Origin of the sequence: Streptomyces sp. CC224B, assembly GCF_030010595.1 — a bacterium.
GTDB classification, from domain to species: Bacteria; Actinomycetota; Actinomycetes; order Streptomycetales; family Streptomycetaceae; genus Streptomyces; species Streptomyces longispororuber.
Genome location: NZ_JASCXL010000092.1, coordinates 1 through 24,726, shown reverse-complemented (window position 1 = coordinate 24,726; position 24,726 = coordinate 1). Strand labels below are relative to the sequence as shown.

Genomic DNA, 24,726 nt, shown 5'->3' with positions numbered 1-24,726 from the left:
GAGAGGATTCCTTCATGGCTGACGTCACCGCCCCCGCCGGAGCGGTCCCGTCCGTAGGCGCCGAGCCGGCCGGTGGCGTGGAAGGCCAAAATCGGGACCTCGTCGTCGGCGTGGGAGCGCGCAAGGGCGTCGCGGCCGACGAGGTCCTGGACCTCGTGCTCGGCTGCCTGCGGGACGCCGGGCTCCCGCAGTCGGCCGTACGGGGGCTGGCGACCGTCGACGCCAAGCGGGACGAGCCCGGCGTCGCCGGGGCGGCCGCGCGCCTTGGGGTGCCGCTGGCGGCGTACTCGGCGGAGGAGCTGGCGCGGGTCGCGGTGGCGGGCCGGTCCGGCGCGGTGCTCGCCGCCGTGGGTACGCCGTCCGTGGCCGAGGCCGCGGCGCTCGCGCGGGGCGGCGAGCTCCTGGTGCCCAAGCGGAGGTCCACCCGGGCGACGTGCGCCGTCGCCCGGGTGCCCGCGCGTCCGCGGGCGGCGGCGGAGGTACGCTCCGCCGACGCGACGGGCGCCGGGCAGGCGCCGAAGGAGCCGGCCGGGGGCGTTCGCCCGGGCCGCGAGTCACAGCAGTACAGGGGCACGGTCGGGGACATGAACACGGACATGAGTACGGACGTCGGCACGGGCTTGGGCACGGACCTGGGCACGGACACGGACTCAGACTCGGTGTCGCGGGTGGGGACGGTCGGCGGCGGGGGCGTGACGGACGTCCGCGCCGAGGACGTGGCGGTGTGTCCCGTGGGTTCGGCCGAGGACGTCGACCTGCGGCACCACGGGGACGCGGAGGTACGCGACAGCGCGGGCCCCGGGAGACCTGGCGGCCCGGGGGGTCCTGGTGGTGCCGCCGGTCTCATCGGTCTCGCCGGTCCCGTCGACCTCGCCGTGAACGTCCGCTCCGGTACGCCGCCCGCCTGGCTGAAGCAGCGCATCGCGGCCTCGCTCGACGGGCTCGCCGCCTACCCCGACGGGCGGGCCGCGCGGGCCGCCGTGGCGGCACGGCACGGGGTGGAGCCCGGCCGGGTGCTGCTCACGGCGGGCGCCGCGGAGGCGTTCGTGCTGCTCGCGCGGGCGCTGCGGGTACGGCGGCCGGTGGTCGTGCACCCGCAGTTCACGGAGCCCGAGGCGGCACTCCGGGACGCCGGGCACACGGTGCGGCGGGTGCTGCTGCGGGCGGCGGACGGCTTCCGGCTCGACCCGGCGGCGGTGCCGGAGGACGCGGACCTGGTGGTCGTGGGCAACCCGACCAACCCCACCTCGGTCCTGCACCCCGCGGCCGACCTCGCCCGGCTGGCCCGCCCGGGGCGGGTGCTGGTCGTGGACGAGGCCTTCATGGACGCGGTGCCCGGGGAGCGGGAGGCCCTGGCCGGGCGCGTCGACGTGCCCGGGCTCGTGGTGCTGCGCAGCCTCACCAAGACGTGGGGGCTCGCCGGGCTGCGCATCGGGTACGTCCTCGCCGACCCGGCGACGATCGGCGCCCTGGAGCGGGCGCAGCCGCTGTGGCCGGTGTCGTCGCCCGCCCTCGCGGCGGCCGAGGCCTGCGTGACGCCGCGCGCGCTCGCCGAGGCCGGACACGTGGCGCACCGCGTGGCCGCGGACCGGCGGCACCTGGTGGCGGGGCTGTCGGCGCTGCCCGGGGTGGAGGTGGTGGGTCCGGCGGAGGGGCCCTTCGTGCTCGTACGGACGCCCGGGGCGGCGACCGTGGTGCGGGAGCGGTTGCTGGAGCGGGGGTTCGTGGTGCGGCGTGGCGACACGTTTCCTGGCCTGGGGCCTGACTGGGTTCGGGTGGCCGTGCGAGGCCGGGCCACCACCGAGGCCCTGGTCCGGGCCTGGCCCGGGGGTTGTGCGGCCTGACCGCCGCGGGGGCTTGCCCACCCACCCGCCCGTGACGGTCACCACCAGGCGCGGCACCGCCCCCTTCCCACCCGCCCACCCGTGACGGGCACCACCCGGCCCGGCCACCCCGTCGCTCCGCGACGCCCTCGCCCACCCGCCCACCCGTCACGCGGCACTCCCAGGCACGCCCCCACCCCGCCGCTCCGCGGCACCCGTGCCCACCCGCCCACCCGTAACTCGGCGGTACCCGGCGCAGCCCTCAACCACCCACGCCGCGCCTGCCGCCCTCTGCCTGCGCACCGCCGGGAGAGCGTGACGGATGGCCACGCGCGGAGAGCCAGGCCCAGGTCGCCGCACAGCGACGGGCGTAAGCCCCCCGGGGAGGACCGGCAGCCACGAGGAGGACCGTGAGCAGCCCCCTCCGCAACGGCCGAAGCAGCCCCACGACCCCGCGCCGCGGAAGGGAACAAGTAGTCCGACTCGACGGCCAAGTCCCACCGGTGGGCCTGTACGGCAAGGGCCGCGAGGGTGACGGCGCCGATGGGCAACAGGCCGACCGGTGTGGCGTCGGGCGTCATTGCGGCCCGGTGTGCGGACAGGCGGTCGTCCAGGCGCCCGTCGGCACTCGGCTTCCGCTCCTGCTGCGCGAGGGGCGCACCCGCCCGGATCTCCGGGGCGTGGTCGTTGCGCAGGACGAGGCCGATCGCTGTGTCCCGCTGCCAGAGGAGCCCGCTGGTCCAGCACGCCCAACGCACAGGCCGCCGCGTCCCCCAGGAGAGGGTGCCGTTCTGGATCCCCTCCCAGTTCAGCTTTGTTGTCGCGTGGACGTGCCGGAGCACCGATGCGATCCGCTGGTCATCGACGTGGTGCCCCACCACCGTTCTCATGGTCGAAACGCCGCCAGGCAGGTCTGACAGCGACGAGGGCGGCGCCGGCAGCCACCAGCCGTACGTACGCCGGGGGCGGGCCTGCTGCACGGCAGCGGCAGTGACCACGCCCGCCGGGCGCCGACCGCCGGTCGCCGACCACCGAGCGGGGCGGAGGAGCACGTCACGCCCCGGCCGGAGCAGAGCCCGACCTGACGCCCACCAGCCCGGGCGAGCGGGTGAGCCCGCCGCGCAGCGGCACAACAGCCCCGCCTCGCAACCGGCAGCAACGGGTGGGCGGGTGGGCGAGCACGCTGGGCAGGGGCCCCGAGCCCGATACCGGGCCCAGCCCCCGCAAGGCCCAAGCCCGGCAAGAGCCCAGCCCCCGCAAGGCCCAAGCCCGGCAAGGGCCCAGCCCCCGCGAGACCCAGGCCCGGCAGGGCCCAGCCCCCGCAGGGCCCGGCCCGGGGCCCCTCCGGCCCGCTCAAGGCCCAGGGGCCAGGCTCAGCGGCGGCGGGCGTACAGCAGGGCTCCGCCTCCGCCGAGGAGGAGGGCCACCGCGCCGCCGGCCACGTACGGCGTCACCGCGCTGCCCCCGGTCGCCGCGAGGTCCTCGTTCTCGTCCTTGGGCTTCGGCTCCGGCTTCGGCGCCTCCCGTCGCGTGACGGGCTCCGCCGGCTTGCCGCCCTGCGGTTCGGGGCGGGGCTTCGCGCCGGGCGCGGGGGTCTCGCAGGTGGCGCCCGCGAGGGTCACCGTGCCCTCGACGGCCGCGACGCCGAGCTTCAGCGGGTCCACGTTCACCTGGAGCCGGAGCCCGGTGGCGGCGGCCGTACGGGAGGTGGTGCGGGTCGCGGACAGGTCGAGGCGGACCTCGCCGACGCCGGGGACGGACACCTGGGTGGTGCCCGCGGACTTCACGGCGACCTGCTTGCCGAGGACGGTCACGGTGCCCACGAACGTCGACTCGGCGGTGGGCCGCTCACCGGCCGCGCACACGGCCTTCGACGTGACCTGGTCGACCTCGACGAGGGGCAGCAGCGGCAGGCCCGGCAGGTGCACCTTGGCGCGGGCGACGTTGCTGTAGCCCTGGGCGGTGCCGCCCTTCACGGTGGCCCGCGCGGTGGCCACGTCGGCGCGCAGGACGCTGAACGGCTGCCCGCCGTCGACGCCGTCGAGCTTCGCGGTGAGGGTGGTCCGCTCGGCGCTCGCGGGCGCGCTCACCTCGTTCAGGGCGAGGTTGAGCGGCTGCCGCACGGTCTTGTTGAGCAGGGAAACGTTCAGTCCGGTGCGGAGCACGACGGCACCGGCGCGGCCGCCCCGGTCGTCGTCCGTGGCGTGCGCGGCCCCGCCGGTGGCGAGCGCCGCGGGACCGGCGGCGACCACGGTGGCGGCGGCAAGGGCGACGGCGCGGCGCGCGGACGGGCGGCGGCGGAAGGTGTTGCTGGACAAGGTGGTGGAACCCCCACATGAGTGACGAAGGTGCCACCCGCGCACGCCACACGGGGACATCACGTGCGCGGGGCACCACGGACGCCGGAGTACGCCGGGCGGCGCCGCCGACTCCGGCATCCTTACGCACTGAGAGTGAACGGGCGACAACCTGGCGTGAGTTCACCCCAACGAGAGGTTTCCGCCCCTGCTTTCGAATCGGCTGCCACGGAAGTTCCCCCGGGGCACCCGCTTCACGTCCGCTCGCGGGCGGCGGCCGGGACCCGGGGGAAGAACAGCCCTTCGTCAACGAACCCGGTGCCGTCGCGTCACCGTCCGTCAACGCCGCGTTCTGGTACGGGGATTGCGGCGCTCGTCACTCGCGTCCCGCGGGCGCCTTCCCCGCGGGCGCCCGCGCGACGCGAGCGGGGGCGCCGCGGACGCCGCCCCCGTCCCGCCGCGGGCGGCCGGCGGTCGTCAACCGACGACCCTGCCGTTGACGACCACCCTGCGCGGCGCCGCGAGCACCCGTACGTCGGCCCGCGGATCGTCCTCGTACACGACGAGGTCACCGGGCGCGCCCTCGACCAGGCCCGGGCGGCCGAGCCAGGCCCGCGCGGCCCAGGTCGTGGCGGAGAGCGCGTCGAGCGCGGGGATGCCCGCCCGGGTGAGCTCCGCGACCTCGCCCGCGACCAGGCCGTGGGCGAGGGAGCCCCCGGCGTCGGTGCCCGCGAACACCGGGACCCCGGCGTCGTACGCGGCCCGGACGGTGTCGTAGCGGCGGGCGTGGAGGCGGCGCATGTGGTCCGCCCACTTCGGGAACTTCTTCTCGCCGCCGGCGGCGAGCCGGGGGAACGTCGCGATGTTCACGAGGGTCGGCACGATCGCGACGCCCCGCTCCGCGAACAGCGGGATGGTGTCCTCGGTCAGCCCCGTCGCGTGCTCGACGCAGTCGATGCCCGCCTCGACGAGGTCGCGCAGCGAGTCCTCGGCGAAGCAGTGCGCGGTCACGCGGGCGCCCAGCCGGTGCGCCTCGGCGATGGCAGCCTCCACCGCGCCGCGCGGCCAGCACGCCGTGAGGTCGCCCTCCTCGCGGTCGATCCAGTCGCCGACGAGCTTGACCCAGCCGTCGCCGCGCCGGGCCTCCCGGGCGACGTACGCGACGAGGTCGTCGGGCTCGATCTCGTGCGCGTAGTTGCGGATGTAGCGGCGGGTGCGGGCGATGTGGCGGCCCGCGCGAATGATCTTCGGCAGGTCCTCGCGGTCGTCGATCCAGCGGGTGTCGGACGGCGAGCCCGCGTCGCGCAGCAGCAGCGCGCCCGCGTCGCGGTCGGTGAGGGCCTGCTTCTCCGCCTCCTCGGCGGGGACCGGCCCGTGGGCGTCGAGCCCGACGTGGCAGTGGGCGTCGACCAGGCCGGGCAGCGCCCAGCCGCGCACCGTGACCACGTCCTGCGCGGCGGCGGGCCGCTCGAAGGTCACCCGCCCGCCGACCACCCACAGCTCGTCCCGTACGTCCTCGGGCCCGACGAGCACCCGCCCCTTCACGTGCAGCACCGCGTGATCGCTCATGCCAGCAGCTTAGGAGGGCGGGACGGGCCGGGGCCGGGGCGGGCGGGACCGGGTGCCGGGGGCGGTCGGTAGGCTCGGGGCAGCCAACCGTCCCGACGCAGCAGCGAAGTGAGCGCACGCCCATGACCCACCCCTTTCTCGACCTGGCACCGCTGAGCGCCGCGCACTTCGCCGCGATCGAGGACCGCGTGGCGCGGCTCCTGGACACCCGGCAGGACGTGGTGATCACGCAGGGCGAGGCGCTCCTGCCGCTGGAGGGCTGCATCCGGGGCGCCGCGCGGCCCGGCACCACCGCCCTGAACGTGATCACGGGCCCGTACGGGCAGACCTTCGGGGACTGGCTGCGCGACTGCGGGGCCACGGTGGTCGACCTCGCGGTGCCGTTCCACACGGCGGTCACCGCCGCGCAGGTCGAGGAGGCCCTCGCCGCGCACCCCGGGATCGACTTCGTCTCGCTCGTGCACGCCGAGGCCGCGACCGGCAACACCAATCCGGTCGCGGAGATCGGCGAGGTGGTGCGCGCGCACGGGGCGCTGTTCATGCTGGACGCCGTGGCGTCGGTGGCCGCCGAGCCGCTGCTGCCGGACGCCTGGGGCGTGGACCTGTGCGTGATCGGCGCGCAGAAGGCGATGGGCGGCCCGGCGGGCGTCTCCGCGGTGTCGGTGAGCGAGCGGGCCTGGGAGCGGATGGCCGCCAACCCGCAGGCGCCGCGCCGCTCGTACCTGTCGCTCCTCGACTGGAAGGAGCGCTGGGTCGACGGCGGCCGCAAGGCGCTCCTGCACGCGCCCGCGCAGTTGGAGATGCTCGCCCTGGAGGCGTGCCTGGAGCGGATCGAGTCGGAGGGCCTGGACGCGCTGATGGCGCGGCACGCCACCGCCGCCGCGGCCACGCGCGCCGGCGCGCTCGCCCTGGGCGGCGGCCTGGAGCCGTACGTGCACGAGGCGCGGGACGCCGCGCCGGTGGCCACGACGCTGCGCGCGCCGCGGGGCGTGGACGCCTCGGCGCTGGTGGCGAAGGCGCTGGCCGCCGACCCGGTGCTGCCGCTCGTCGCGGGCGGGGGCGCACTGGCCGAGGAGATGATCCGCGTCAACCACTACGGGCCGGACGCGACGCGGGGCGTGGTGCACGGTTCGCTGGCCGCGCTGGGCTCGGCGCTGAGCGAGTCCGGCGTCGCGGTGGACCTGGAGGCCGCCCGGCGCGCCGCCGCGGAGGCCTGGGCGCGGGCCTGACCGCCGCCCGGCGGCTCTTCCGGGGCCTTCCCCGCGGGGCGGGCGCGCCGCGCGCGCCGCACCGGCCGGCCCGCGGGCCGGCACTCCCGCGCCCGCTCCCCCGCCCTTTCCGCCCGTCCTCCGCGTCCGCCCCTCCGGGTTCCCCGGAGGGGCTTTCCGCTGCCCTTGCCGGTAACGGCCGACGGGGCGGTCGACACAGCGTCGACGCAGCGGTCGACCCCATTAAGACTCCCTTTTTCAGTTCGTTTTAACGGCGTCTTCACGAATTCTTTCGGGAACAGCTTCCCGTTTTCTCCTGCCCGCTTTCAACGACCCTAAACACCAAAGTTTCGACAACGCGAAATGCCGCATTCCGGGCGCATGACGGACCCTCGCCGGCCTGTGACGCACTCCACATCACGACCGTTTTGCCCGTAATAATCCGGACAAATGCCCGCGATCTACCAGGGTCTCATGCGGGCGCCCGCGCAGGCGCGATAACACATGGCGGCGCGCCATGTAACCCCTTCCCCCGATGCAATTCCAGAAATTGCTGGGTAAATTCAATCCGCATGACCGCTGCACAAGCCGATCTACCGACCGACCTGCAAGCGTCCGACCCGCGAGTGAATTCCCACGGAATGCCCGAAGGCCTGCGGCTTGACACCCCGGGTGTCGCCGACGGGGCCGCTATCTGGCGGATCGCCCGCGACTCCAAGGTGCTCGACCTCAACTCGTCCTACAGCTACCTGCTGTGGTGCCGCGACTTCGCGGCCACGTCCGCCGTGGCCCGGGACGCCGACGGCGAGCCGGTCGGCTTCGTCACCGGTTACGTCCGCCCGGACGCGCCGCGCACCCTCGTGGTCTGGCAGGTGGCCGTCGACCACGCGCACCGCGGCCGCGGTCTCGCCGCCGCGCTGCTCGAAGGGCTGACGGCGAAGGTCGCCGCCGAGCGCGGCACCGACACCGTCGAGACGACCATCACGCCGGGCAACACCGCCTCGGAGCGCCTGTTCACCTCGTACGCCGAGCGGCACGGCGCCCGCGTCGAGCGCACGGTGCTCTTCGACGCGGCCCTGTTCCCCGGCGACGACGGCGGGCACGAGCCCGAAGTCCTCTACGTCATCGGCCCGGTGGCCCGCTGAGCCCTCGGGCACCTCGTCACCCCACCCGCCCCTCGACCCCTCACCCCTTTCCATCTCCCAGGAGATTCGCTGTGACCATCACCCAGCCGGACCTGAGCGTCTTCGAGACCCTTGAGTCGGAGGTGCGCAGCTACTGCCGCGGTTGGCCCACCGTCTTCGACCGTGCGCAGGGCAGCCGCATGTACGACGAGGACGGCCACGAGTACCTCGATTCTTCGCCGGTGCCGGATCCCTCAACTACGGCCACAACAACCCCGTCCTGAAACGGGCGCTGCTCGACTACCTGGAGCGCGACGGCGTCACGCACGGCCTCGACATGTCGACGACGGCCAAGCGCGCCTTCCTGGAGTCGTTCCAGAACCTGATCCTGCGCCCGCGCGACCTGCCGTACAAGGTCATGTTCCCGGGCCCGACGGGCACCAACGCGGTGGAGTCCGCGCTGAAGCTGGCCCGCAAGGTCAAGGGCCGCGAGTCGATCGTGTCGTTCACGAACGCCTTCCACGGCATGTCGCTCGGCTCGCTCGCGGTCACCGGCAACGCCTTCAAGCGGGCCGGCGCCGGCATCCCGCTGGTGCACGGCACGCCCATGCCGTTCGACCACTACCTGGACGGCAAGGTCCCGGACTTCCTGTGGTTCGAGCGGCTCCTGGAGGACCAGGGCTCCGGGCTCAACAAGCCCGCCGCCGTCATCGTGGAGACCGTGCAGGGCGAGGGCGGCATCAACGTCGCGCGCGCCGAGTGGCTGCGCGCCCTGCAGGACCTGTGCCACCGCCAGGACATGCTGCTCATCGTCGACGACATCCAGATGGGCTGCGGCCGCACCGGCGCCTTCTTCTCCTTCGAGGAGGCGGGCATCACGCCGGACATCGTGACCGTCTCCAAGTCCATCAGCGGCTACGGCCTGCCGATGGCGCTCACCCTCTTCAAGCCGGAGCTCGACGTGTGGGAGCCGGGTGAGCACAACGGCACCTTCCGTGGCAACAACCCGGCGTTCGTGACGGCCGCCGCCGCCCTCCAGACGTACTGGACCGACGGCTCCGCCATGGAGAAGCAGACCCGCGCCCGCGGCGAGCAGGTCGAGCAGACGCTCGTCGCCCTCGTCGACGAGCACCGCGCCGACATCGTGGAGTACCGCGGCCGCGGCCTGGTCTGGGGCATCGAGTTCCGCGACAAGGAGCGCGCCGGGCTCGTCGCGAGGCGCGCCTTCGACCTCGGCCTGCTCATCGAGACCTCCGGCCCGCAGGGCGAGGTCGTCAAGCTCCTGCCGGCCCTGACCATCACCGCCGACGAGCTCGACGAGGGCCTGCGCACCCTGACCCGCGCCGTGCGCGAGACGGCCTGAGCGCCCCGCGCACCGCGCCCACTCCCCCGTACCACCAGCAGGAAAGGCACCAACTCACCGTGATCGTCCGTTCGTTCCAGGACATCGAAGGCACCGACCGGCACGTGAAGGCCAAGTCGGGCACCTGGGAGAGCAAGCGCATCGTGCTCGCCAAGGAGCGCGTCGGCTTCTCCCTGCACGAGACCATTCTGTACGCGGGCACCGAGACCTCCATGTGGTACGCCAACCACGTCGAGGCCGTCGTGTGCACCAAGGGCGAGGCGGAGCTCACCGACCACACCAACGGGGAGACGTACCGCATCACGCCCGGCACCATGTACCTCCTCGACGGGCACGAGAAGCACACGCTGCGCGTCAAGGAGGACTTCCACTGCCTGTGCGTCTTCAACCCGCCGGTGACGGGCCGCGAGGACCACGACGAGAACGGCGTCTACCCGCTGCTCACGGAGCCGGAGGCCGAGTAGCCGGGCCGGGCCGGACGGCAGCGACACCCCGACATCCCCACACGGGCCGTACGAGAGGAGAGGCAGGCACCGCCATGACCACCGCACCCGAACGCACCGCCGACCTGTACCCGACCCGAGGCACCGAAGAGGTCCTCATCGACCGCAAGGACCCCGTCGTGTGGTCCGCGCCGGGTACGCCGGGGCCGTTCACGGACGAGGACCTCGCGGCGTTCGAACGGGACGGTTTCCGGGCCGTCGACGAGCTGATCACACCCGACGAGGTGCGCACGTACCACGCGGAGCTGGAGCGGCTGATCAACGACCCGGAGATGCGCGCGGACGAGCGTTCCATCGTCGAGCCGCGCTCGCGGGAGATCCGGTCCATCTTCGAGGTGCACAAGATCAGTGAGGTCTTCGCGCGCCTGGCCGCCGACCCCCGCGTCGTGGGCCGGGCCCGGCAGATCCTCGGCTCGGACGTGTACGTCCACCAGTCGCGGATCAACGTGAAGCCCGGCTTCGGGGCCTCCGGCTTCTACTGGCACTCCGACTTCGAGACCTGGCACGCCGAGGACGGCCTGCCGAACATGCGGACCGTCTCGGTGTCGATCGCGCTCACCAGGAACTACGACACCAACGGCGGGCTGATGATCATGCCCGGCTCGCACCGGACGTTCCTCGGCTGCGCGGGCGCGACGCCGAAGGACAACTACAAGAAGTCGCTCCAGATGCAGGACGCGGGCACGCCCTCGGACGAGGCGCTCACCAAGCTCGCCTCCGAGTACGGCATCCGCCTGTTCACGGGCGAGGCGGGCTCGGCCACCTGGTTCGACTGCAACGCCATGCACGGCTCCGGGGACAACATCACCCCGTACCCGCGCTCGAACGTCTTCATCGTCTTCAACAGCGTGGAGAACACGGCGGTGGAGCCGTTCGCGGCCCCGGTCCGGCGGCCCGAGTTCATCGGCGCACGCGACTTCACGCCGATCGGCTGAGCCGTACCGCACGCCGGCCGGCTGAGCCGAGCGGACGAGTGACGAGGCCCGGCGCCCCGCGGCGCCGGGCCTTCGCGCTGCCTCGGGGAGCCGGCTACAGCGTCGGGTAGTCCGTGTAGCCCTTCGCGTCGCCGCCGTAGAACGTGGCGCGGTCGGGCTCGTTGAACGGGCCGCCCGCCCGCAGCCGCGCGGGCAGGTCCGGGTTGGCGAGGAACAGGGCCCCGTACGAGACGATGTCCGCGGTGCCGTCCTCGACGAGCGCGAGGGCCTCGGGGCCGGTCGGTCCCTCGGTGGCGGGGTTGAGGACGAAGGCGTTGCGGAACCCCTTGCGCAGCGCGGTGACCAGCTCGCGGATCGGGCCGACCTCCATGACGTGCAGATAGGCGAGGTCCAGCGCGTCCAGCTTCTCGACCAGGGCGAGGTAGGTCTCGTCCGGGTCGGGCTCGTGGATGTCGTTGAGGGGGTTGCCGGGCGAGAGGCGGATACCGGTGCGGGCCGCGCCGATCTCCGCGACGACCGCCTCGGCGACCTCGACGGCGAAGCGGATGCGGTGGGCGACCGAGCCGCCGTACGCGTCCGTACGCCGGTTGGAGCCCGGCGCGAGGAACTGGTGGATCAGGTAGCCGTTGGCGCCGTGCAGCTCCACCCCGTCGAAGCCCGCCGCGACGGCGTTGCGCGCGGCGGTGGCGAACTCCCCGACGGTCGCCCGGATGTCGGCTTCGGTCAGCTCGCGCGGCGTGACGAAGTCCTTCGGACCCTCGTGCGTGTACACCTGCCCCGCGGCGGCTATCGGCGACGGGCCGACCGGGACGAGGCCGTCGGGCAGGAGCACCGGGTGGCCGACGCGGCCCGTGTGCATGAGCTGGGCGAAGATCCGGCCGCCCCGGGCGTGGACGGCGTCGGTGACCTTGCGCCAGCCCGCGATCTGCTCGGCGCTGTGCAGGCCCGGGGTGTCCGGGTAGCCCTGGCCCACCGGGGACGGCTGGACGCCCTCGGTGACGAGCAGGCCCGCGGAGGCGCGCTGGGCGTAGTACTCGGCGGTCAGGTCGGTCGGCACGCCCCCGGCCCCGGCCCGGCTGCGGGTCATGGGGGCCAGCGCGATGCGGTTGGCGAGCGGGGTGCCGGAGAGGTCGATCGGGTCGAACGCGGTGGTCATGGCAGCTCCAAAGCGTGCGTAGCCGGTCCTGGCCACCATTATTGGTCGGCCAAGTATTAACGCCGGGAGCCACTGTAGCGCATTCATTGGCCGACCAAGGTAATCTGGGGACGACCTCCGCCCCCGCGACCAGGAGCTGTGCCATGAAGGCCGAAACCGAGCGGGCCGAGCCCGTCTGTCCGTCCGCGGCCGCGGGCGGCCCCGTCAGCGCCGCCATCCCCCGGGTCGCGCGGCTGCACCGCACCGCCGCGGGCAAGCTCCTGAAGGACGCCGGCCTCTACCCCGGCCAGGAGCTGATGATGATGCACCTGTGGGAGGCGGGCGCCGTACGGCAGTCGGAGCTCATCAGGATGGTCGACCTGGACCCGTCCACGGTCACGAAGATGCTCCAGCGCCTGGAGCAGGCGGGCCATGTGCGCCGCCGCCCCGACCCCGCCGACCGGCGGGCCGTGCTCGTCGAGCCCACCGAGGACAGCGGCGCCCTGATGCGGGCCGTGGAGCGCGCCTGGAACCAACTGGAGCAGCACACGCTGGCGGGCCTCGAACCGGAGGAGCGCGCCCAGCTCGGGCGGCTGCTGTCCCGGGTCGAGGCCAACCTGTGCACGGAGACCGCCGACTGCCCGCAGGCGGGGCGGCGGCCTTAGCGGGGCGGCTTCGGCGCGACGGCCTCAGCGCGGGGCCGGCGGGAGGGCGTCCAGGAGCCGGTCGACGTCGGCCTCGGTGTTGTAGAAGTGGAAGGCCGCCCGCAGCGAGCCCGCGCGGTCGGACACCTCCACGCCCGCCGCGCTCAGCTCCGGCTGCCGGGCGCCGAGCCCCGGCACGGCCACGACGGGCGACCCGGGCGCGGGCACCGGCGTGTGGCCGAGGCGGGCGAGCCCCGCGCGGAAGCGGTCCGCGAGGGCCGGGCCGTGCGCGCCGATCGCGGGCACGCCGAGCTCCTCGACGAGGGCGAGCGCGTGGCGCGCGCCCGTGTACGCGAGCAGCGCCGGGCTCTCGTCGAACCGGCGCGCGGAGTGGGCGAGTTCCTCGACCGGCCCGTAGCAGCTGTCCCAGGGGCGCTCCCCCGCGACCCAGCCCGCGAGCAGCGGCCGGACGCCGCCGAAGTCGTCGGCCTCCTCGGGGACGACGAAGAAGGCGACGCCGCGCGGGCAGGTGAGCCACTTGAACGCGACGGCCGCCGCGAAGTCCGCGGCGGCCACGTGGTCGCCGAGGTCCAGCCAGCCGGCCGCCTGCGAGGCGTCGAGGTAGAGGCGGCTCCCGTGGGCGCGGGCCGCCTCCCGGAGCGCGGCGAGGTCGACGATCCTGCCGTCCGCGGACTGCGCGACGCTGACGGCGACCAGGGCGGTGCCGGGGCGCACGGACTCCGCGATCCGCTCCAGCGGCACGGCGCGCACCTTCAGGTCCCCGCGGACGTGGAAGGGGTTCACCGTGGAGCTGAAGTCGCCCTCGGCGGTGAGGACTTCGGCGCCCGGCGGCAGCGCGGCGGCGACCAGGCCGCTGTAGACGGCCACCGACGCGCCGGCCGCGACCCGGCTCACCGGGACGCCGACGAGCCGCGCGAACGAGGCGCGGGCCTCCTCCACGTCCGCGAACATGTCCTGCGGGCGGCCCTCGGCCACGGAGAGGGCCGCCTCGTGCATCGCGCGCACGGCGCGGGCCGGGAGCAGGCCGGTGCTCGCGCTGTTCAGATAGGTGGTCCGGGGAGCGAATTCCGAGCGTACGAGGGTCTCGTCGAGGCGCTGTCCGGGAGTCTCCATGGGATCACTGTGCCGCCCGCCGGTCCGCCGGTCCATGACGGCGGCCGGGGCGACGGTCACGGATGCCTGACGAGTACCCTTCAGCACTCCTTACGCGTCGCCCCGGTGCGCCTCCCTGCGTTGTCGCCCCGGCGGCGCCCCGCCCCACCTGGCAGGCGGCGCCTCAGGCCCCCGGCCCACCTGGCAGGCGGTGCCTCAGGCCCCCGGCACCGCGCAGCCGTCGGGGCCGCAGGCGTCGGCGCCCGTGCCGCCGCCGCTGCCGTCGGCGAGGACCGCCAGCGGCGCGCGGCTGTCCCACGCCCGCGTCAGGGCCTGCTGGAACACCTCGACGGGCTGGGCGCCGGAGACGCCGAACGCGCGGTCGAGCACGAAGAAGGGGACGCCGTTCGCGCCCAGCGCGGCGGCCTCCCGCTCGTCGGCGCGGACGTCGTCGGCGTAGGCGGCGGGGTCGGCGAGGACCGCGCGGGCCGCGTCGGGGTCGAGGCCGGCCTCGGCGGCGAGGGCGACGAGGCGCTCCTCGTCGTCGAAGACGGACGCCTCCTCGGCGAAGTTGGCCCGGTACAGGGCGGCGATCAGCGCGTCCTGCCGGTCCGCGCCCTGAGCCTTGGCGAAGTGCAGCAGGCGGTGCATGTCGAAGGTGTTGCCGTGGTCGCGGCCGCGGGTGCGGTAGGCGAGGCCCTCCGCGTTCGCCTGCGCGCCGACGCCGTCCTCGGCGGCCTGGGCCTGTGCCTCGGTCATGCCGTACTTCTTGGTGAGCATCGCGAGCACGGGGGCGGTGTCGCCCTTGGCGCGGTGCGGGTCGAGCTCGAAGGAGCGGTGCACCACCTCGACGGCGTCGCGGTGCGGGAAGTCCGCCAGGGCCCGCTCGAAGCGGGCCTTGCCCACGTAGCACCACGGGCAGGCGATGTCGCTCCAGATCTCGACGCGCATGATTCTGACTCACTTCTCCAGGTCGTACGATACGGAGCCGGCCTCCGCTCCGGGGTGCAACCCCGGACGGCCCCGGTCCATTCCCCGGCGCGGTACGGGGTGCTCCGTGCCGCGCCGGGGGTCGCGACCCGCGCTAGGACCCGTCGCGCAGGTCCTTCGGCCAGGCGGGGCGGTAGGCGATGTGGTCGAACGCCACCGCGCACCCCTCCCCGCGCGGCGACTGCGCGAGGAAGCCGACGAGCGCGGCCCCCGCCTGCCGCGCGTCGCCGAGCTGGAAGACGCGTACGAACGTCCAGTGCTCGCCGTCCGTCGACGCGTGGAAGGCGAACGCGGCGCCCGTGCGGCTGATCCGCAGCCAGGCGGCGGGGCCGTCCACGACGAAGGCGTTGGCGTCGTCGGAGCGGCCGCGGGTGACGACGGTGCAGATGGTCGGCAGGTCCGGGGAGCGCTCGAAGCACAGCTTGGCCCAGTCGCGCTCGCCGACGTGCAGGTAGAGCACGCCCGCGTCGAAGGGGGCGGCGAAGCCGGGCGTGACGCGCGCGACGAGCTGGAAGTCGCCCTCGGGCGCGCCCAGCAGGCGGGGCGCGTCGGACGCCGGGTCCAGGGCCTCGCCGGTGGGCGGCACGAAGCGGTCCTGGCGGGGCCCCGCCCGGCCGGTGAGGACGCCGTCGTCGTACGACCAGTGGCCGTCGGGGCCGTACGGCCGCAGCGGGAAGGGCAGTTCGGGCAGGGTGAGGCTGCCGGTGGCGTTCATGGCGTCAGTGTTCCAGGCGGCCGTCGTAGCGGCGGGGCAGTCCGAGGGGGTTGGCGTCGTGCAGCTCCGGCGGGAGCAGCGCCTCGGGGGTGTTCTGGTACGCGACGGGGCGCAGCCAGCGCTCGATGGCGGTGCCGCCGACGGAGGTGGAGGTGGAGGTGGTCGCCGGGTAGGGGCCGCCGTGCTGCTGGGCGGGGGCGACGGCGACGCCGGTGGGCCAGCCGTTGACGAGGACGCGGCCCGCGAGCGGGGTGACGTCGGCGAGCAGAGCGGCGGCGCCGTCCTCGCCCGCGGCCTCGCGCGCGGAGAGCTGCACGGTCGCCGTGAGGTTGCCCGGCAGCCGGGAGAGCACGGCCGTGACCTCCTCGCGGGAGGCGTAGCGGGCGACGACCGTGACCGGGCCGAAGCACTCCTCCAAAAGCAGGTCGTGCGCGCCCTCGGCGGTGAGGCGGGCGGCGGGGACGGTGAGGAAGCCCGCGGCCACCGTGTGCGCGTCGGCCGGTCCTGGCGTGACGGGGGCGGCGACGTCCGGCAGTCCGGCGCGCTCGGCGACCCCGGCGACGAAGGCCTCGCGCATGCGGTGGTCGAGGAGCACCCCGGGCCCGGTGGCGCCGACGGCCTCGGCCAGGGACGTCACCAGGCGGTCGCCGCCCTCTCCGGCGGGGGCGAGGACGAGGCCGGGCTTCACGCAGAACTGGCCGACGCCGAGGGTCATGGAGCCGGCCAGGCCGGTGCCGATCTCCTCGGCGCGCTCGGCGGCGGCGGCCTCGGTGACGACGACCGGGTTGAGGGAGCCCAGCTCGCCGTGGAAGGGGATCGGCACCGGGCGCGCGGCGGCGGCGTCGAAGAGGGCCCGCCCGCCGCGGACGGAGCCGGTGAACCCGGCGGCGGCCACCAGCGGGTGCCGGATCAGGTCGAGCCCCGCGTCGAAGCCGTGCACCAGGCCCACGACCGCCTCCGGTATGCCGTGCTCGGCGGCGGCGCGGCGCAGTACGGACGCGGCGCGCTCGGAGGTGGCGGGGTGGTCGGGGTGGGCCTTGACGACGACCGGGCAGCCGGCGGCGAGGGCGCTCGCGGTGTCGCCGCCGGGCACGGAGAACGCGAAGGGGAAGTTGGAGGCGGAGTAGACGGCGACGACGCCGAGGGGGACCTTGTAGCGGCGCAGGTCCGGGGTGGGGGGCGTGGTGGTGTCGTCGGGGTGGTCGATGACGACGCCGAGGTAGGCGCCCTCGTCGACGATGTCGGCGAAGGCGCGCAACTGGTAGCAGGTGCGGGCGAGTTCGCCGGTCAGCCGCGCCGGGCCGAGGGCCGTCTCCGCGTCCGCGGCCTCCACAAGGGCGTCCCGGGCGTCCTCCAGGAGGGCGGCGGCGGTGCGCAGGAAGGCGGCGCGCGTGCCCCGGTCCGCGAGGGCGCCGCGTGCCTCGTGGGCGGCGGTGACGGCCCGCCCGACCTCCTCGGCCGTGGCTTCGACGGCGACCTGTTCGCGCCGCTTCCCGGTTCGGGGGTCGACGCTCCAGACTGGTGCTGCTGCCACCGGGGTTCCTCCAGGATGTCCAAGATTGACCTGACATGGATGCCTGCCGCGTGCTGCCATTCACCAGGGCTGTTCGATATGCTGAACACCGTCTCTGATGGTGAATCCAGCGGGACAGTGGAGACTATTTCTCGTCGTACGTGAGGGGTCAAGGGCGATGGCGGCTGCGGAGACGGGCGGGGGCGCGCAGGTCAAGTCCGCGGTGCGGACGGTGGAGCTCCTCGAGTTCTTCGCGGGCCGCCCCGGGATGCACTCCCTGGCCGACGTCCAGGAGGCCCTGGGCTACCCCAAGTCCAGCCTGTACATGCTGCTGCGCACGCTCGTCGAGCTGGGCTGGATCGAGACGGACGCGACCGGCACGCGGTACGGCATCGGGGTGCGTGCCCTGCTCGTCGGCACCTCGTACATCGACGGCGACGAGGTCGTCGCCGCCGCCCGGCCCACCCTCGACCGGCTCTCGGACGACACCACCGAGACGATCCACCTGGCCCGCCTCGACGGCACGAACGTGGTGTACCTGGCGACCCGGCAGTCCCAGCACTACCTGCGCCCCTTCACGCGCGTGGGCCGCCGGCTGCCCGCCCACTCCACCTCGCTGGGCAAGGCGCTGCTCGCCACCCACACCGACGAGCAGGTCCGCAAGCTGCTGCCGGAGACGCTGCCCTCGCTGACGGAGAACACGATCACCGACCGCGAGCGACTCATCGAGGAGCTGGCCACCGTGCGCGAGCAGGGCTTCGCCGTGGACCGCGAGGAGAACACACTGGGCCTGCGCTGCTTCGGCGTGGCGATCCCCTACCGCACGCCCGCGCGGGACGCCATCAGTTGCTCCGTGCCGGTCGCGCGGCTGACGCCCGCGCACGAGCAGACGGTCAAGGACGCGCTGTTCGACGCCCGCGACCGGCTGACCCTGGCCACGCGACGACTCTGACCTCCCGGTCACGCGATGGCTCCCGTCTCCCGGCCACACGGTGGCTCCGGGCCTCCCCGCCCACGGCGGCCCTGACCTCCCGGTCACGCGACGACTCCGGCCTCCCGGCCGCACCGCGGCTCCGGCCTCCCTCCTCCCAGCGGGCCGCCTCCCCCGCGCGGCGGAGGCGCTTCGTCAGCGCGCAGGAGGTGCCGGGCCCCGGCCGCGCGGGAGCGTGAGGGCATGACTCAGGCACTCGTCCCCGCCCCGGCCGGCCTCCCCGCGCGCACCTCCCCCAGCGGGCCCCGCCGCGTCCTGCGCGCCGTCGCCGTCGCCTCCTGCCTGCCGTACCTGTCCCTGAAGCTGGCCTGGATCGCCGGGAGCCGCGTCGGCATCCCCGAGGGCAGCTCGCTCCTGGACCACCGGGGCGTGATGGTCGTCGCCAACACCGTGACCGTGCTCATGGACGCGGCCGTGATCGTCCTCGCGCTGCTGCTCACCCAGGCCTGGGGCCGCCGCGCCCCGGCCTGGCTGCTGGTCCTGCCGATGTGGGCGGCCACCGGGCTGCTCACGCCGATCATGGCCGGGTACCCGGCGCAGCTCGCGGTGCGCGCGCTGGGCGGGTCCGTGGCGGGGCACGACGGCGGGGACGGCGGGGCGTTCCTCCACGGGTGGGTGTTCGGTGTGGTGTACGGCGGGTTCATCCTCCAGGGGATCAGCCTGGGCCTGCTCTTCCTGCTGTACGCGCGTGACCGGTGGCGGCACGTGTGGCGGGGGCGGGTGGCGGACCTGCCCGCGCCGCGTCCCGGCCGGGCCGCGCGGGCCTGCGCCGTCGCGGCGGCCGTCCTCGCGCTGTACCCGGTGACCCTGCGGCTGCTGTGGGCGGGCGGTTCGGCCCTGGGCCTGAACGAGGCGCAGGCCACGGCGTACACGGCCGACTTCGCGGTGCTGCGGACGCTGGAGGCCGGGTACCTCGCCGCGGCCGCCGCGGGCGGGCTGACGCTCGCCTTCCGGTGGGGGCCCGCGCTCGCGGTGAAGGTGCCTCTCGCGCTGGTCTGGGTGGGGTCGGGCGCGGTCGGGTGCTGGGGCGCCTGGCAGTTCGCGGCGTCGTTCGGCGCGGCGGCGGACGTGGCCGAGCAGCCGACGGCGGCGATGGCCCTGTCCTACGCTGTGCAGATGATCATCGGAGCGCTGGTGGCCGCCGTCGGCGTGCACGTCCTCAAGGAGCGGGCGGGCACGGGTGGGCGCGCGCCCGGCGAGGGGGCCGCGTGAGACGGTTCGGCCCGCTCCTGTTCGGGCGGCGGACGCGGCGGCGGTGGATCCATCTGATCCTCGGCGGCGCGCTCGCCATGCCGTACGTCTTCGTGGGGTCCATCGCCTCGGGGCCGCTGCTCGACGAGACCACCCTGTTCGGCTCCTTCTCCTCCCAACTCCTCGCCTTCGCACTCGGGTTGCCGCTGGCCGCGGTCACCGCGCTGTTCCCGCTGACCCGGCCCATGTCGGTGGCCGCGGTGCGGGCGCTGTGCGCGGTGCCGGACGAGGCGCTGGCCGACGGGCCGCCGCGCACGCGCCGGGAACGGGGGCGCACGGCCGCCTGGTTCACGCTGCACCTCGGCTGCGGCGGGATCATCAGCGGGATGACGCTCGCGCTCGTACCGTTCGCGTTCTTCCTGATCGCGCTGCCGGTGTTCGTGGGTCTCCAGGACTCCTGGCTGGGGCTGCCCGGCGCGCTGCGGAGGCCCTGGACCCTGGTGGCCGCGCCGGTCGCGGGCGCCGCGTCCCTGCTCGGGCTCGCCGGGTGCGTGGCCGCGTCCGGGGCGCTGCTGGCGGGCGCCGCCCCGCGGCTGCTCGGCCCGACGCCCGCCGACCGGCTCGCCGCCGCCGAGCAGCGCGCCGCCGACCTGGCCGTGCGCAACCGCCTGGCCCGCGAGCTGCACGACTCCGTCGGGCACGCGCTGAGCGCCGTCACGCTCCAGGCGAGCGCCGCGCGCCGCGTCCTCGACCACGACCCGGAGTTCGTCCGCGAGGCGCTCGCCGCCATCGAGGACACCACCCGGCGCACCGTGAGCGAGCTCGACGCCGTCCTGGGCGTCCTGCGCGAGGGCGACCAGCGGGCCTCGACGGCCCCGGCGCCCACCCTCGCCGCCGACCTGGACGGCCTGCTGCGCCGCACCCGGGCGGGCGGGCTGCGCGTCAGGGCCGCCGTGGAGCTCGGGCCCGGGGGCGCCGACGCGCTGCCGCCGCTGGTGTCCCGCGAGGCGTACCGCATCGTGCAGGAAGCGCTCAGCAACGCCCTGCGCCACGCCGGACCCGGCACCGCCGTGACGCTGCGGATCACACGCGACGCCTCCGGCCTCGACCTCGTCGCGGAGAACCCGCTGCCGCCCGCCGCCGTGGCCGCCGCCGCGCCCGCCCGGCCCGGCGGCGGCCACGGCCTGCGCGGCGTCGCCGACCGCGCCCGGCTCCTCGGCGGCACCACCGCGTCCGGACCCGCCGGCGGGGTGTGGCGGCTGCGCGTCCGCCTGCCCCTGGAGCCGCCCGCGTGACGGCCCCCGCCGGAGGGTGCCCGAGCCCTCACCCCGTACGCGGATCCGCCCCGGCGCCCGCGGAACCGACCCCAACCCGAAGGACCAGCCCATGACCGAGACGCCGCTGCGCATCGTGCTCGCCGACGACGAGCGCATGGTGCGGACCGCGCTGCGCGCCATCCTCAGTGCCGAGCCGGACCTGGAGGTCGTCGGCGAGGCGGCGACCGGCGCCGAGGCGGTGTCGGTGGTCCGCGAGCTGCGGCCCGACGTGGTCCTGATGGACGTGCGCATGCCCGAGGTCGACGGCATCCGCGCCACCGAGCAGATCCTGCGCACGCAGCCGGACCCGCCGCGCATCGTCGTCGTCACCACCTTCGAGAACGACGCGTACGTCTACGAGGCGCTGCGCGCCGGGGCGTCCGGCTTCCTGCTCAAGCGGGCCGACGCCGACGCCCTGGTGCAGGCGGTGCGCCTGGTCGCGCGCAGCGACTCGCTGCTGTTCCCGGCGGCCGTACGCGCCCTCGCCGCCGAGCACGCGCGGGCCGCGGCGACCCCGCAGGCACCCTGGGTGGCCCGGCTCACCGGCCGGGAGCGCGAGGTGCTGCGCCTCATGGCGGCCGGGCTGACCAACGCGGAGATCGCCGCGCGCATGGAGGTGGGCGCGGCCACGGTGAAGACGCACGTGGCCGCCGTGCTCGCGAAGACCGGCGCGCGCGACCGCACCCAGGCGGTGATCGCGGCGTACGAGGCGGGCTTCATGAAGACCTCGTGAGACGGCCCGGCGGCGGGGGCTCCGGAGGGGGCTCCAAGGGGGCTCCAGGATGAGCGTTGCCTGAGAAACCGGACACATCTGGCCGGGGCGGGAACGATTCGCCCGGCTGTTCCCGTCCTTCCGGGAGATGAACAAGACGATCAGGCACGCCTCGGTCTTCGCGCTGCTCCTGGTGCTCGCCCTCCTCGTGCGGGCCACCTGGCTGCAGTTCCACGACGCGAAGGCGCTCGCGGACGAGACCATGAACCGGCGCAACGCGATCAAGACGTACGCGGAGCCGCTGGGCGACATCATCGTGGCCGGGGACGCCGTCACCGGCTCCCGGCGCACGTCGGGCGGCGACCTGGCGTACAAGCGCACGTACAAGAACGGCCCGCTGTACGCGGCCGTCACCGGCTACAGCTCGCAGGTGTACGGCGCCACGCAGCTCGAGGGCATCTACAAGGACCTGCTCGACGGCAGCGAGACCCGGCTGAAGAGCCCCCTCGACACGCTCACCAACAAGCGCGCCGACCCCGGTGACGTCATCACCACCATCGACCCGGCCGTGCAGAAGGCCGGGTACAAGGCGCTCGGCGACAAGAAGGGCGCCGCCGTCGCCATCGACCCGAAGACCGGCAGGATCCTCGGGATGGTGTCCACGCCGTCGTACGACCCGTCGTCGATCAGCGGTTCCGCGGACGGCGAGGCGTGGAAGAGGCTCACCAAGGACACCGAGAACGCGGACAAGCCGATGGTGAACCGGGCGCTGCGGCAGCCGCTGCCGCCCGGCTCGACGTTCAAGCTCGTCGTCGCGGCGGCGGCCCTGGAGGACGGCCTCTACGGGTCGGTGGACGAGAGGACCGACAGCCCCGACCCGTACACGCTGCCCGGCACGCGGACGTCCATCCCGAACGACATCAAGTCCGCGCCCTGCGAGAACGCCTCGCTGCGCGCGGCGCTCCAGTGGTCGTGCAACAACGTCTTCACCAAGCTCGCCGTCGACCTCGGCGAGGACAAGCTGCGGGCGCAGGCGGAGAAGTTCGGCTTCAACGCGGAGAAGCTGGACGTGCCGGTGCGCGCGGGCACCAGCGTGTACCCCAAGGACATGGACAAGTCGAGCACCGGCCTGACCGGCATCGGCCAGTTCGACGTGACCGCGACGCCGCTGCAGATCGCCATGGTGTCGGCGGCCCTCGCCAACGGCGGCGAGCTGAAGTCCCCGCACATGGTCGCGAAGACCACCGACTCCGACGGCGACGTCCTGCGGGACTACGACGGCGACGCGGACGCGCAGCGCGTGGTGAGCGAGAGCACGGCCGAGCAGCTCCAGTCCGCGATGCGCACGGTCGTCGAGAAGGGCACGGGGACGAACGCGCGGATCGACGGGGCGACGGTGGGCGGCAAGACCGGCACCGCCCAGCACGGCGAGAACAACAGCAAGACGCCGTACGCCTGGTTCACGTCCTTCGCCAAGGGGGACGACGGCAAGGAGGTCGCCGTGGCGGTCATCGTGGAGTCGTCGGGCGCCGCGCGGTCGGAGGTCAGCGGGAACGGTCTCGCGGCACCGATCGCCGCCAGCATGATGCGCGCCGCGCTTCGCTGACGCACGCACCCGGGCCTCCCCCGCTCCGCTGCCGCGGGCCCCGCCTTCGTGGGGCCCGCGTCCGCGTTCAGCGCCGTCGGCTCAGCGCCGTGGCCGCCCCCAGCGGGAGCAGCGCGCCGACCGCCAGGCCGGTGACGAGGCCGAGGCCGCTGAGGGGGTCGCCGTCGCGCAGGGACACCGTGGCCCCGGCCACGAGCACCGCCCCGGCGACCGCCGCGCACAGGGCGTAGAAGCGGCGGCTGAAGTAGACCCGCCGGACCGGCACGGCGGGCACGCCGCCCAGCTCGGCCGCGGGCCCGTCGCTGGCCGCCCGCGGCCGTTTGAACCACGCGTACACCGCCCAGTTCCCGCACGCCTCCCACCCGTCGCGCGCGAGCCGCTCGTCGAGGCCCTCGCGCCCCCGGGAGACCAGCTCGCGCCGGTACTCCCACCGCTGCGCCCGCTCCCGGCTGCGCCGGCACACGAACCGCCCGAGGGCGTCGACCCGCTCGACCTCCCAGCCCTCGTCGCCGAACCGCCCGAGCAGCTCCTCGTCGACGGGTGCCCCGGCGGTCCACCGCCAGGTCTCGACGCCCGCCCCGGGCGGCACCGGCTCCGCGCCGCCGGGGGCGAGCCGCCGCGCGAAGTCCTCGACCGGGCCGAACTCGTCCTCCGGGTCCGCCCCGCACTCGCCGAGGTACGCGGCCAGGTCGGCGACGGTGACCCGGACGCGCTCCGCGGGCAGCCCCAGCTCCCGCAGCCGCGCCTCCAGGCGCCGCAGGTACGCCCCGTGCGCCTCGGGTGCTCCGTGCGCCTCGCGTGCCCCGGGTGCTCCGGGTGCTCCGGGCTCTCCGCCGAAAGCATCGGTACCGCTCATCGCACTCCCGCCCTTCCGAGGACCTCGCGCACGGACGTGTCGAAGGCCAGCCACAGCCCGCCCTGTTCGGCGAGCACGCGCCGCCCGGCCGGGGTCAGCGTGTAGTAGCGCCGGCCCGGGCCCCTCTCCGCCGCCCGGAACTCCGCGGCGACGAGGCCCGCCTCCTCCAGGCGGTTGAGCACCGGGTACAGCGTGCCGCCCCGGATCTGCCCGAAGCCGGCGGCGCCGAGCCGCTTGGCGATCTCGTAGCCGTAGCTCTCGCCCTCGGTGAGGCCCGCGAGGACCAGCAGGTCGAGGACGCCCTTGAACCAGCTCGCCCGCCGGTCCGCGCTCACGCCGCCCCGCCCGGGGCGCCGGCCGGTTCGGGCGCGGGGAGCGTCAGGTCGCGCACCGAGAGCATGACGTGCACGGCGACGGGCAGGAGCAGGCTGCCGGAGGCCAGGTACAGGCCGGTGAACAGCGTCCCGAAGAGGGCGAAGACGGCGACGCCGGTGCCGCCCTGGTACCACCCGGCGAGCGCGTAGACGCCCACCGACAGCGCGGCGGCCGCGTACAACGGCAGGCCCAGGGCGCCGACGCCGAGGGCGATGAGCACCCCCCGGTACACGAGTTCGGCGCAGACGCCGTCGGTCACGGCGGCGGCCACCGCGAGCCGCCGCTCGGCCGCGGTGCGCGGCAGCATGGCCGCGACGGCGTCGCGGCCGGGGATGTGCTTGCCCTGCCGGGCCAGCGTGTGGAAGTGGCGCCCGGACACGACGGCGACGGCGCCGAAGAGCAGCACCATCAGCACGGTGTACGCCGCGTCGTCGGGCGGCGCCAGACCGAAGTCGGCGGCCGAGGCGCCCGGAGAGAGCAGCAGCGCCGCGGCCGCCACCGCGGCCAGCGCCCACCAGAAGACGATCGAGAACGTGAAGTAGCGGACGAGCGCGTCCGGCCGGGCGTCCCGGCGGCGGGCGAGCGACGCGTACATGCGGCGGCCCAGCCAGGGCTCGCCCAGGAGCAGATAGGCGGCGAGCGCGCCCCCGGCGGCCGTTCCGGCCGCCGAGAGGTCCGGCGAGAGCGTCATGGGTCCCCCTGAACAGGTGCGGGCGCGGGCCCGCCACCCCGGCGGGCCCGCGCGGC

21 protein-coding genes and 1 pseudogene are annotated in these 24,726 nt (G+C 75.0%); 12 read left to right on the top strand and 10 right to left on the bottom strand.

What is annotated here, in order from left to right; genetic code table 11:
- Positions 1 to 14 precede the first annotated feature (14 nt).
- Complete coding sequence (cobC, locus tag QK440_RS30075) at positions 15 to 1,844, top strand: Rv2231c family pyridoxal phosphate-dependent protein CobC (protein WP_282796387.1); 1,830 nt, start codon at positions 15 to 17, stop codon at positions 1,842 to 1,844.
- Positions 1,845 to 3,196: 1,352 nt separating this feature from the next.
- Here cobC and QK440_RS30070 read toward each other — a convergent pair.
- Both QK440_RS30070 and QK440_RS30065 read right to left on the bottom strand, forming a co-directional pair.
- The gene (locus tag QK440_RS30070) at positions 3,197 to 4,141 is read right to left on the bottom strand and encodes an SCO1860 family LAETG-anchored protein (RefSeq protein WP_282796386.1); all 945 of its coding nucleotides are present in this window, start codon (positions 4,139 to 4,141) and stop codon (positions 3,197 to 3,199) included.
- A gap of 456 nt (positions 4,142 to 4,597) precedes the next feature.
- Entirely contained in the window at positions 4,598 to 5,689 is a 1,092-nt protein-coding gene (locus tag QK440_RS30065) for an amidohydrolase family protein (RefSeq protein WP_282796385.1), read from the bottom strand.
- A 122-nt stretch (positions 5,690 to 5,811) separates the two neighbouring features.
- On the opposite strand from QK440_RS30065, the gene QK440_RS30060 reads away from it, so the two are divergent.
- The 5 genes and pseudogenes from QK440_RS30060 to thpD all read left to right on the top strand — a co-directional run bounded on the left by QK440_RS30060 (position 5,812) and on the right by thpD (position 10,822).
- Positions 5,812 to 6,918, top strand: coding sequence for an aminotransferase class V-fold PLP-dependent enzyme (locus tag QK440_RS30060; protein WP_282796384.1), 1,107 nt, complete (start codon positions 5,812 to 5,814; stop codon positions 6,916 to 6,918).
- Between the two features lie 551 nt (positions 6,919 to 7,469).
- Positions 7,470 to 8,042: a diaminobutyrate acetyltransferase gene (gene ectA, locus QK440_RS30055; protein ID WP_282796383.1), complete on the top strand. Its 573-nt coding sequence runs from the start codon at positions 7,470 to 7,472 to the stop codon at positions 8,040 to 8,042.
- A gap of 71 nt (positions 8,043 to 8,113) precedes the next feature.
- Positions 8,114 to 9,384, top strand: a pseudogene (ectB, locus tag QK440_RS30050) (diaminobutyrate--2-oxoglutarate transaminase).
- A 59-nt stretch (positions 9,385 to 9,443) separates the two neighbouring features.
- Positions 9,444 to 9,848, top strand: a complete 405-nt coding sequence (locus QK440_RS30045; RefSeq protein ID WP_190139237.1) for an ectoine synthase — start codon at positions 9,444 to 9,446, stop codon at positions 9,846 to 9,848.
- Positions 9,849 to 9,922: 74 nt separating this feature from the next.
- Positions 9,923 to 10,822, top strand: a complete 900-nt coding sequence (gene thpD / locus QK440_RS30040) for an ectoine hydroxylase (RefSeq protein WP_282796382.1) — start codon at positions 9,923 to 9,925, stop codon at positions 10,820 to 10,822.
- 94 nt (positions 10,823 to 10,916) lie between these two features.
- Here thpD and QK440_RS30035 read toward each other — a convergent pair whose 3' ends face one another.
- Positions 10,917 to 11,978, bottom strand: coding sequence for an alkene reductase (locus tag QK440_RS30035; RefSeq protein WP_282796381.1), 1,062 nt, complete (start codon positions 11,976 to 11,978; stop codon positions 10,917 to 10,919).
- A 143-nt stretch (positions 11,979 to 12,121) separates the two neighbouring features.
- On the opposite strand from QK440_RS30035, the gene QK440_RS30030 reads away from it, so the two are divergent.
- Positions 12,122 to 12,622 carry a MarR family winged helix-turn-helix transcriptional regulator gene (locus QK440_RS30030; RefSeq protein ID WP_282796380.1) on the top strand — a complete coding sequence of 167 codons (501 nt, stop codon included), beginning with the start codon at positions 12,122 to 12,124 and terminating at the stop codon, positions 12,620 to 12,622.
- A gap of 24 nt (positions 12,623 to 12,646) precedes the next feature.
- Here the strand turns inward: QK440_RS30030 and QK440_RS30025 are convergent, their stop codons facing one another.
- The 4 genes from QK440_RS30025 to QK440_RS30010 form a co-directional block, all read right to left on the bottom strand.
- Positions 12,647 to 13,735: an aminotransferase class V-fold PLP-dependent enzyme gene (locus QK440_RS30025; RefSeq protein ID WP_282796379.1), complete on the bottom strand. Its 1,089-nt coding sequence runs from the start codon at positions 13,733 to 13,735 to the stop codon at positions 12,647 to 12,649.
- 195 nt (positions 13,736 to 13,930) lie between these two features.
- Entirely contained in the window at positions 13,931 to 14,665 is a 735-nt protein-coding gene (locus QK440_RS30020) for a DsbA family oxidoreductase (protein ID WP_282796378.1), read from the bottom strand.
- A gap of 133 nt (positions 14,666 to 14,798) precedes the next feature.
- Positions 14,799 to 15,419: a DUF1349 domain-containing protein gene (locus tag QK440_RS30015; RefSeq protein WP_282796377.1), complete on the bottom strand. Its 621-nt coding sequence runs from the start codon at positions 15,417 to 15,419 to the stop codon at positions 14,799 to 14,801.
- A gap of 4 nt (positions 15,420 to 15,423) precedes the next feature.
- On the bottom strand, positions 15,424 to 16,953 hold the full coding sequence (locus QK440_RS30010; protein ID WP_282796376.1) for an aldehyde dehydrogenase (NADP(+)): 1,530 nt from the start codon (positions 16,951 to 16,953) through the stop codon (positions 15,424 to 15,426).
- A 157-nt stretch (positions 16,954 to 17,110) separates the two neighbouring features.
- Between QK440_RS30010 and QK440_RS30005 the strand changes: the two genes are divergently transcribed.
- The 5 genes from QK440_RS30005 to QK440_RS29985 all read left to right on the top strand — a co-directional run bounded on the left by QK440_RS30005 (position 17,111) and on the right by QK440_RS29985 (position 22,748).
- Entirely contained in the window at positions 17,111 to 17,884 is a 774-nt protein-coding gene (locus tag QK440_RS30005; protein ID WP_282796375.1) for an IclR family transcriptional regulator, read from the top strand.
- Between the two features lie 222 nt (positions 17,885 to 18,106).
- Positions 18,107 to 19,135 carry a hypothetical protein gene (locus tag QK440_RS30000; RefSeq protein WP_282796374.1) on the top strand — a complete coding sequence of 343 codons (1,029 nt, stop codon included), beginning with the start codon at positions 18,107 to 18,109 and terminating at the stop codon, positions 19,133 to 19,135.
- Positions 19,132 to 20,409, top strand: a complete 1,278-nt coding sequence (locus tag QK440_RS29995; RefSeq protein ID WP_282796373.1) for a histidine kinase — start codon at positions 19,132 to 19,134, stop codon at positions 20,407 to 20,409. The genes QK440_RS30000 and QK440_RS29995 overlap by 4 nt, the downstream gene beginning before the upstream one ends.
- Before the next feature lie 91 nt (positions 20,410 to 20,500).
- Positions 20,501 to 21,163 (top strand): response regulator transcription factor, encoded by a 663-nt coding sequence (locus QK440_RS29990; protein WP_282796372.1) that lies wholly within the window; start codon positions 20,501 to 20,503, stop codon positions 21,161 to 21,163.
- A gap of 127 nt (positions 21,164 to 21,290) precedes the next feature.
- On the top strand, positions 21,291 to 22,748 hold the full coding sequence (locus QK440_RS29985) for a penicillin-binding transpeptidase domain-containing protein (protein WP_282796371.1): 1,458 nt from the start codon (positions 21,291 to 21,293) through the stop codon (positions 22,746 to 22,748).
- Between the two features lie 67 nt (positions 22,749 to 22,815).
- On the opposite strand, the gene QK440_RS29980 is transcribed toward QK440_RS29985, so the two are convergent.
- Genes QK440_RS29980 through QK440_RS29970 form a run of 3 tightly spaced genes read right to left on the bottom strand, consistent with a single transcriptional unit; the run spans position 22,816 to position 24,670 of the window.
- Positions 22,816 to 23,604 carry a hypothetical protein gene (locus tag QK440_RS29980; RefSeq protein ID WP_282796370.1) on the bottom strand — a complete coding sequence of 263 codons (789 nt, stop codon included), beginning with the start codon at positions 23,602 to 23,604 and terminating at the stop codon, positions 22,816 to 22,818.
- Positions 23,601 to 23,939 carry a PadR family transcriptional regulator gene (locus QK440_RS29975; RefSeq protein WP_282796369.1) on the bottom strand — a complete coding sequence of 113 codons (339 nt, stop codon included), beginning with the start codon at positions 23,937 to 23,939 and terminating at the stop codon, positions 23,601 to 23,603. Before QK440_RS29975 ends, QK440_RS29980 begins: the two co-directional genes overlap by 4 nt.
- On the bottom strand, positions 23,936 to 24,670 hold the full coding sequence (locus tag QK440_RS29970; RefSeq protein ID WP_282796368.1) for a CPBP family intramembrane glutamic endopeptidase: 735 nt from the start codon (positions 24,668 to 24,670) through the stop codon (positions 23,936 to 23,938). Before QK440_RS29970 ends, QK440_RS29975 begins: the two co-directional genes overlap by 4 nt.
- Between the last annotated feature and the right edge of the window lie 56 nt (positions 24,671 to 24,726).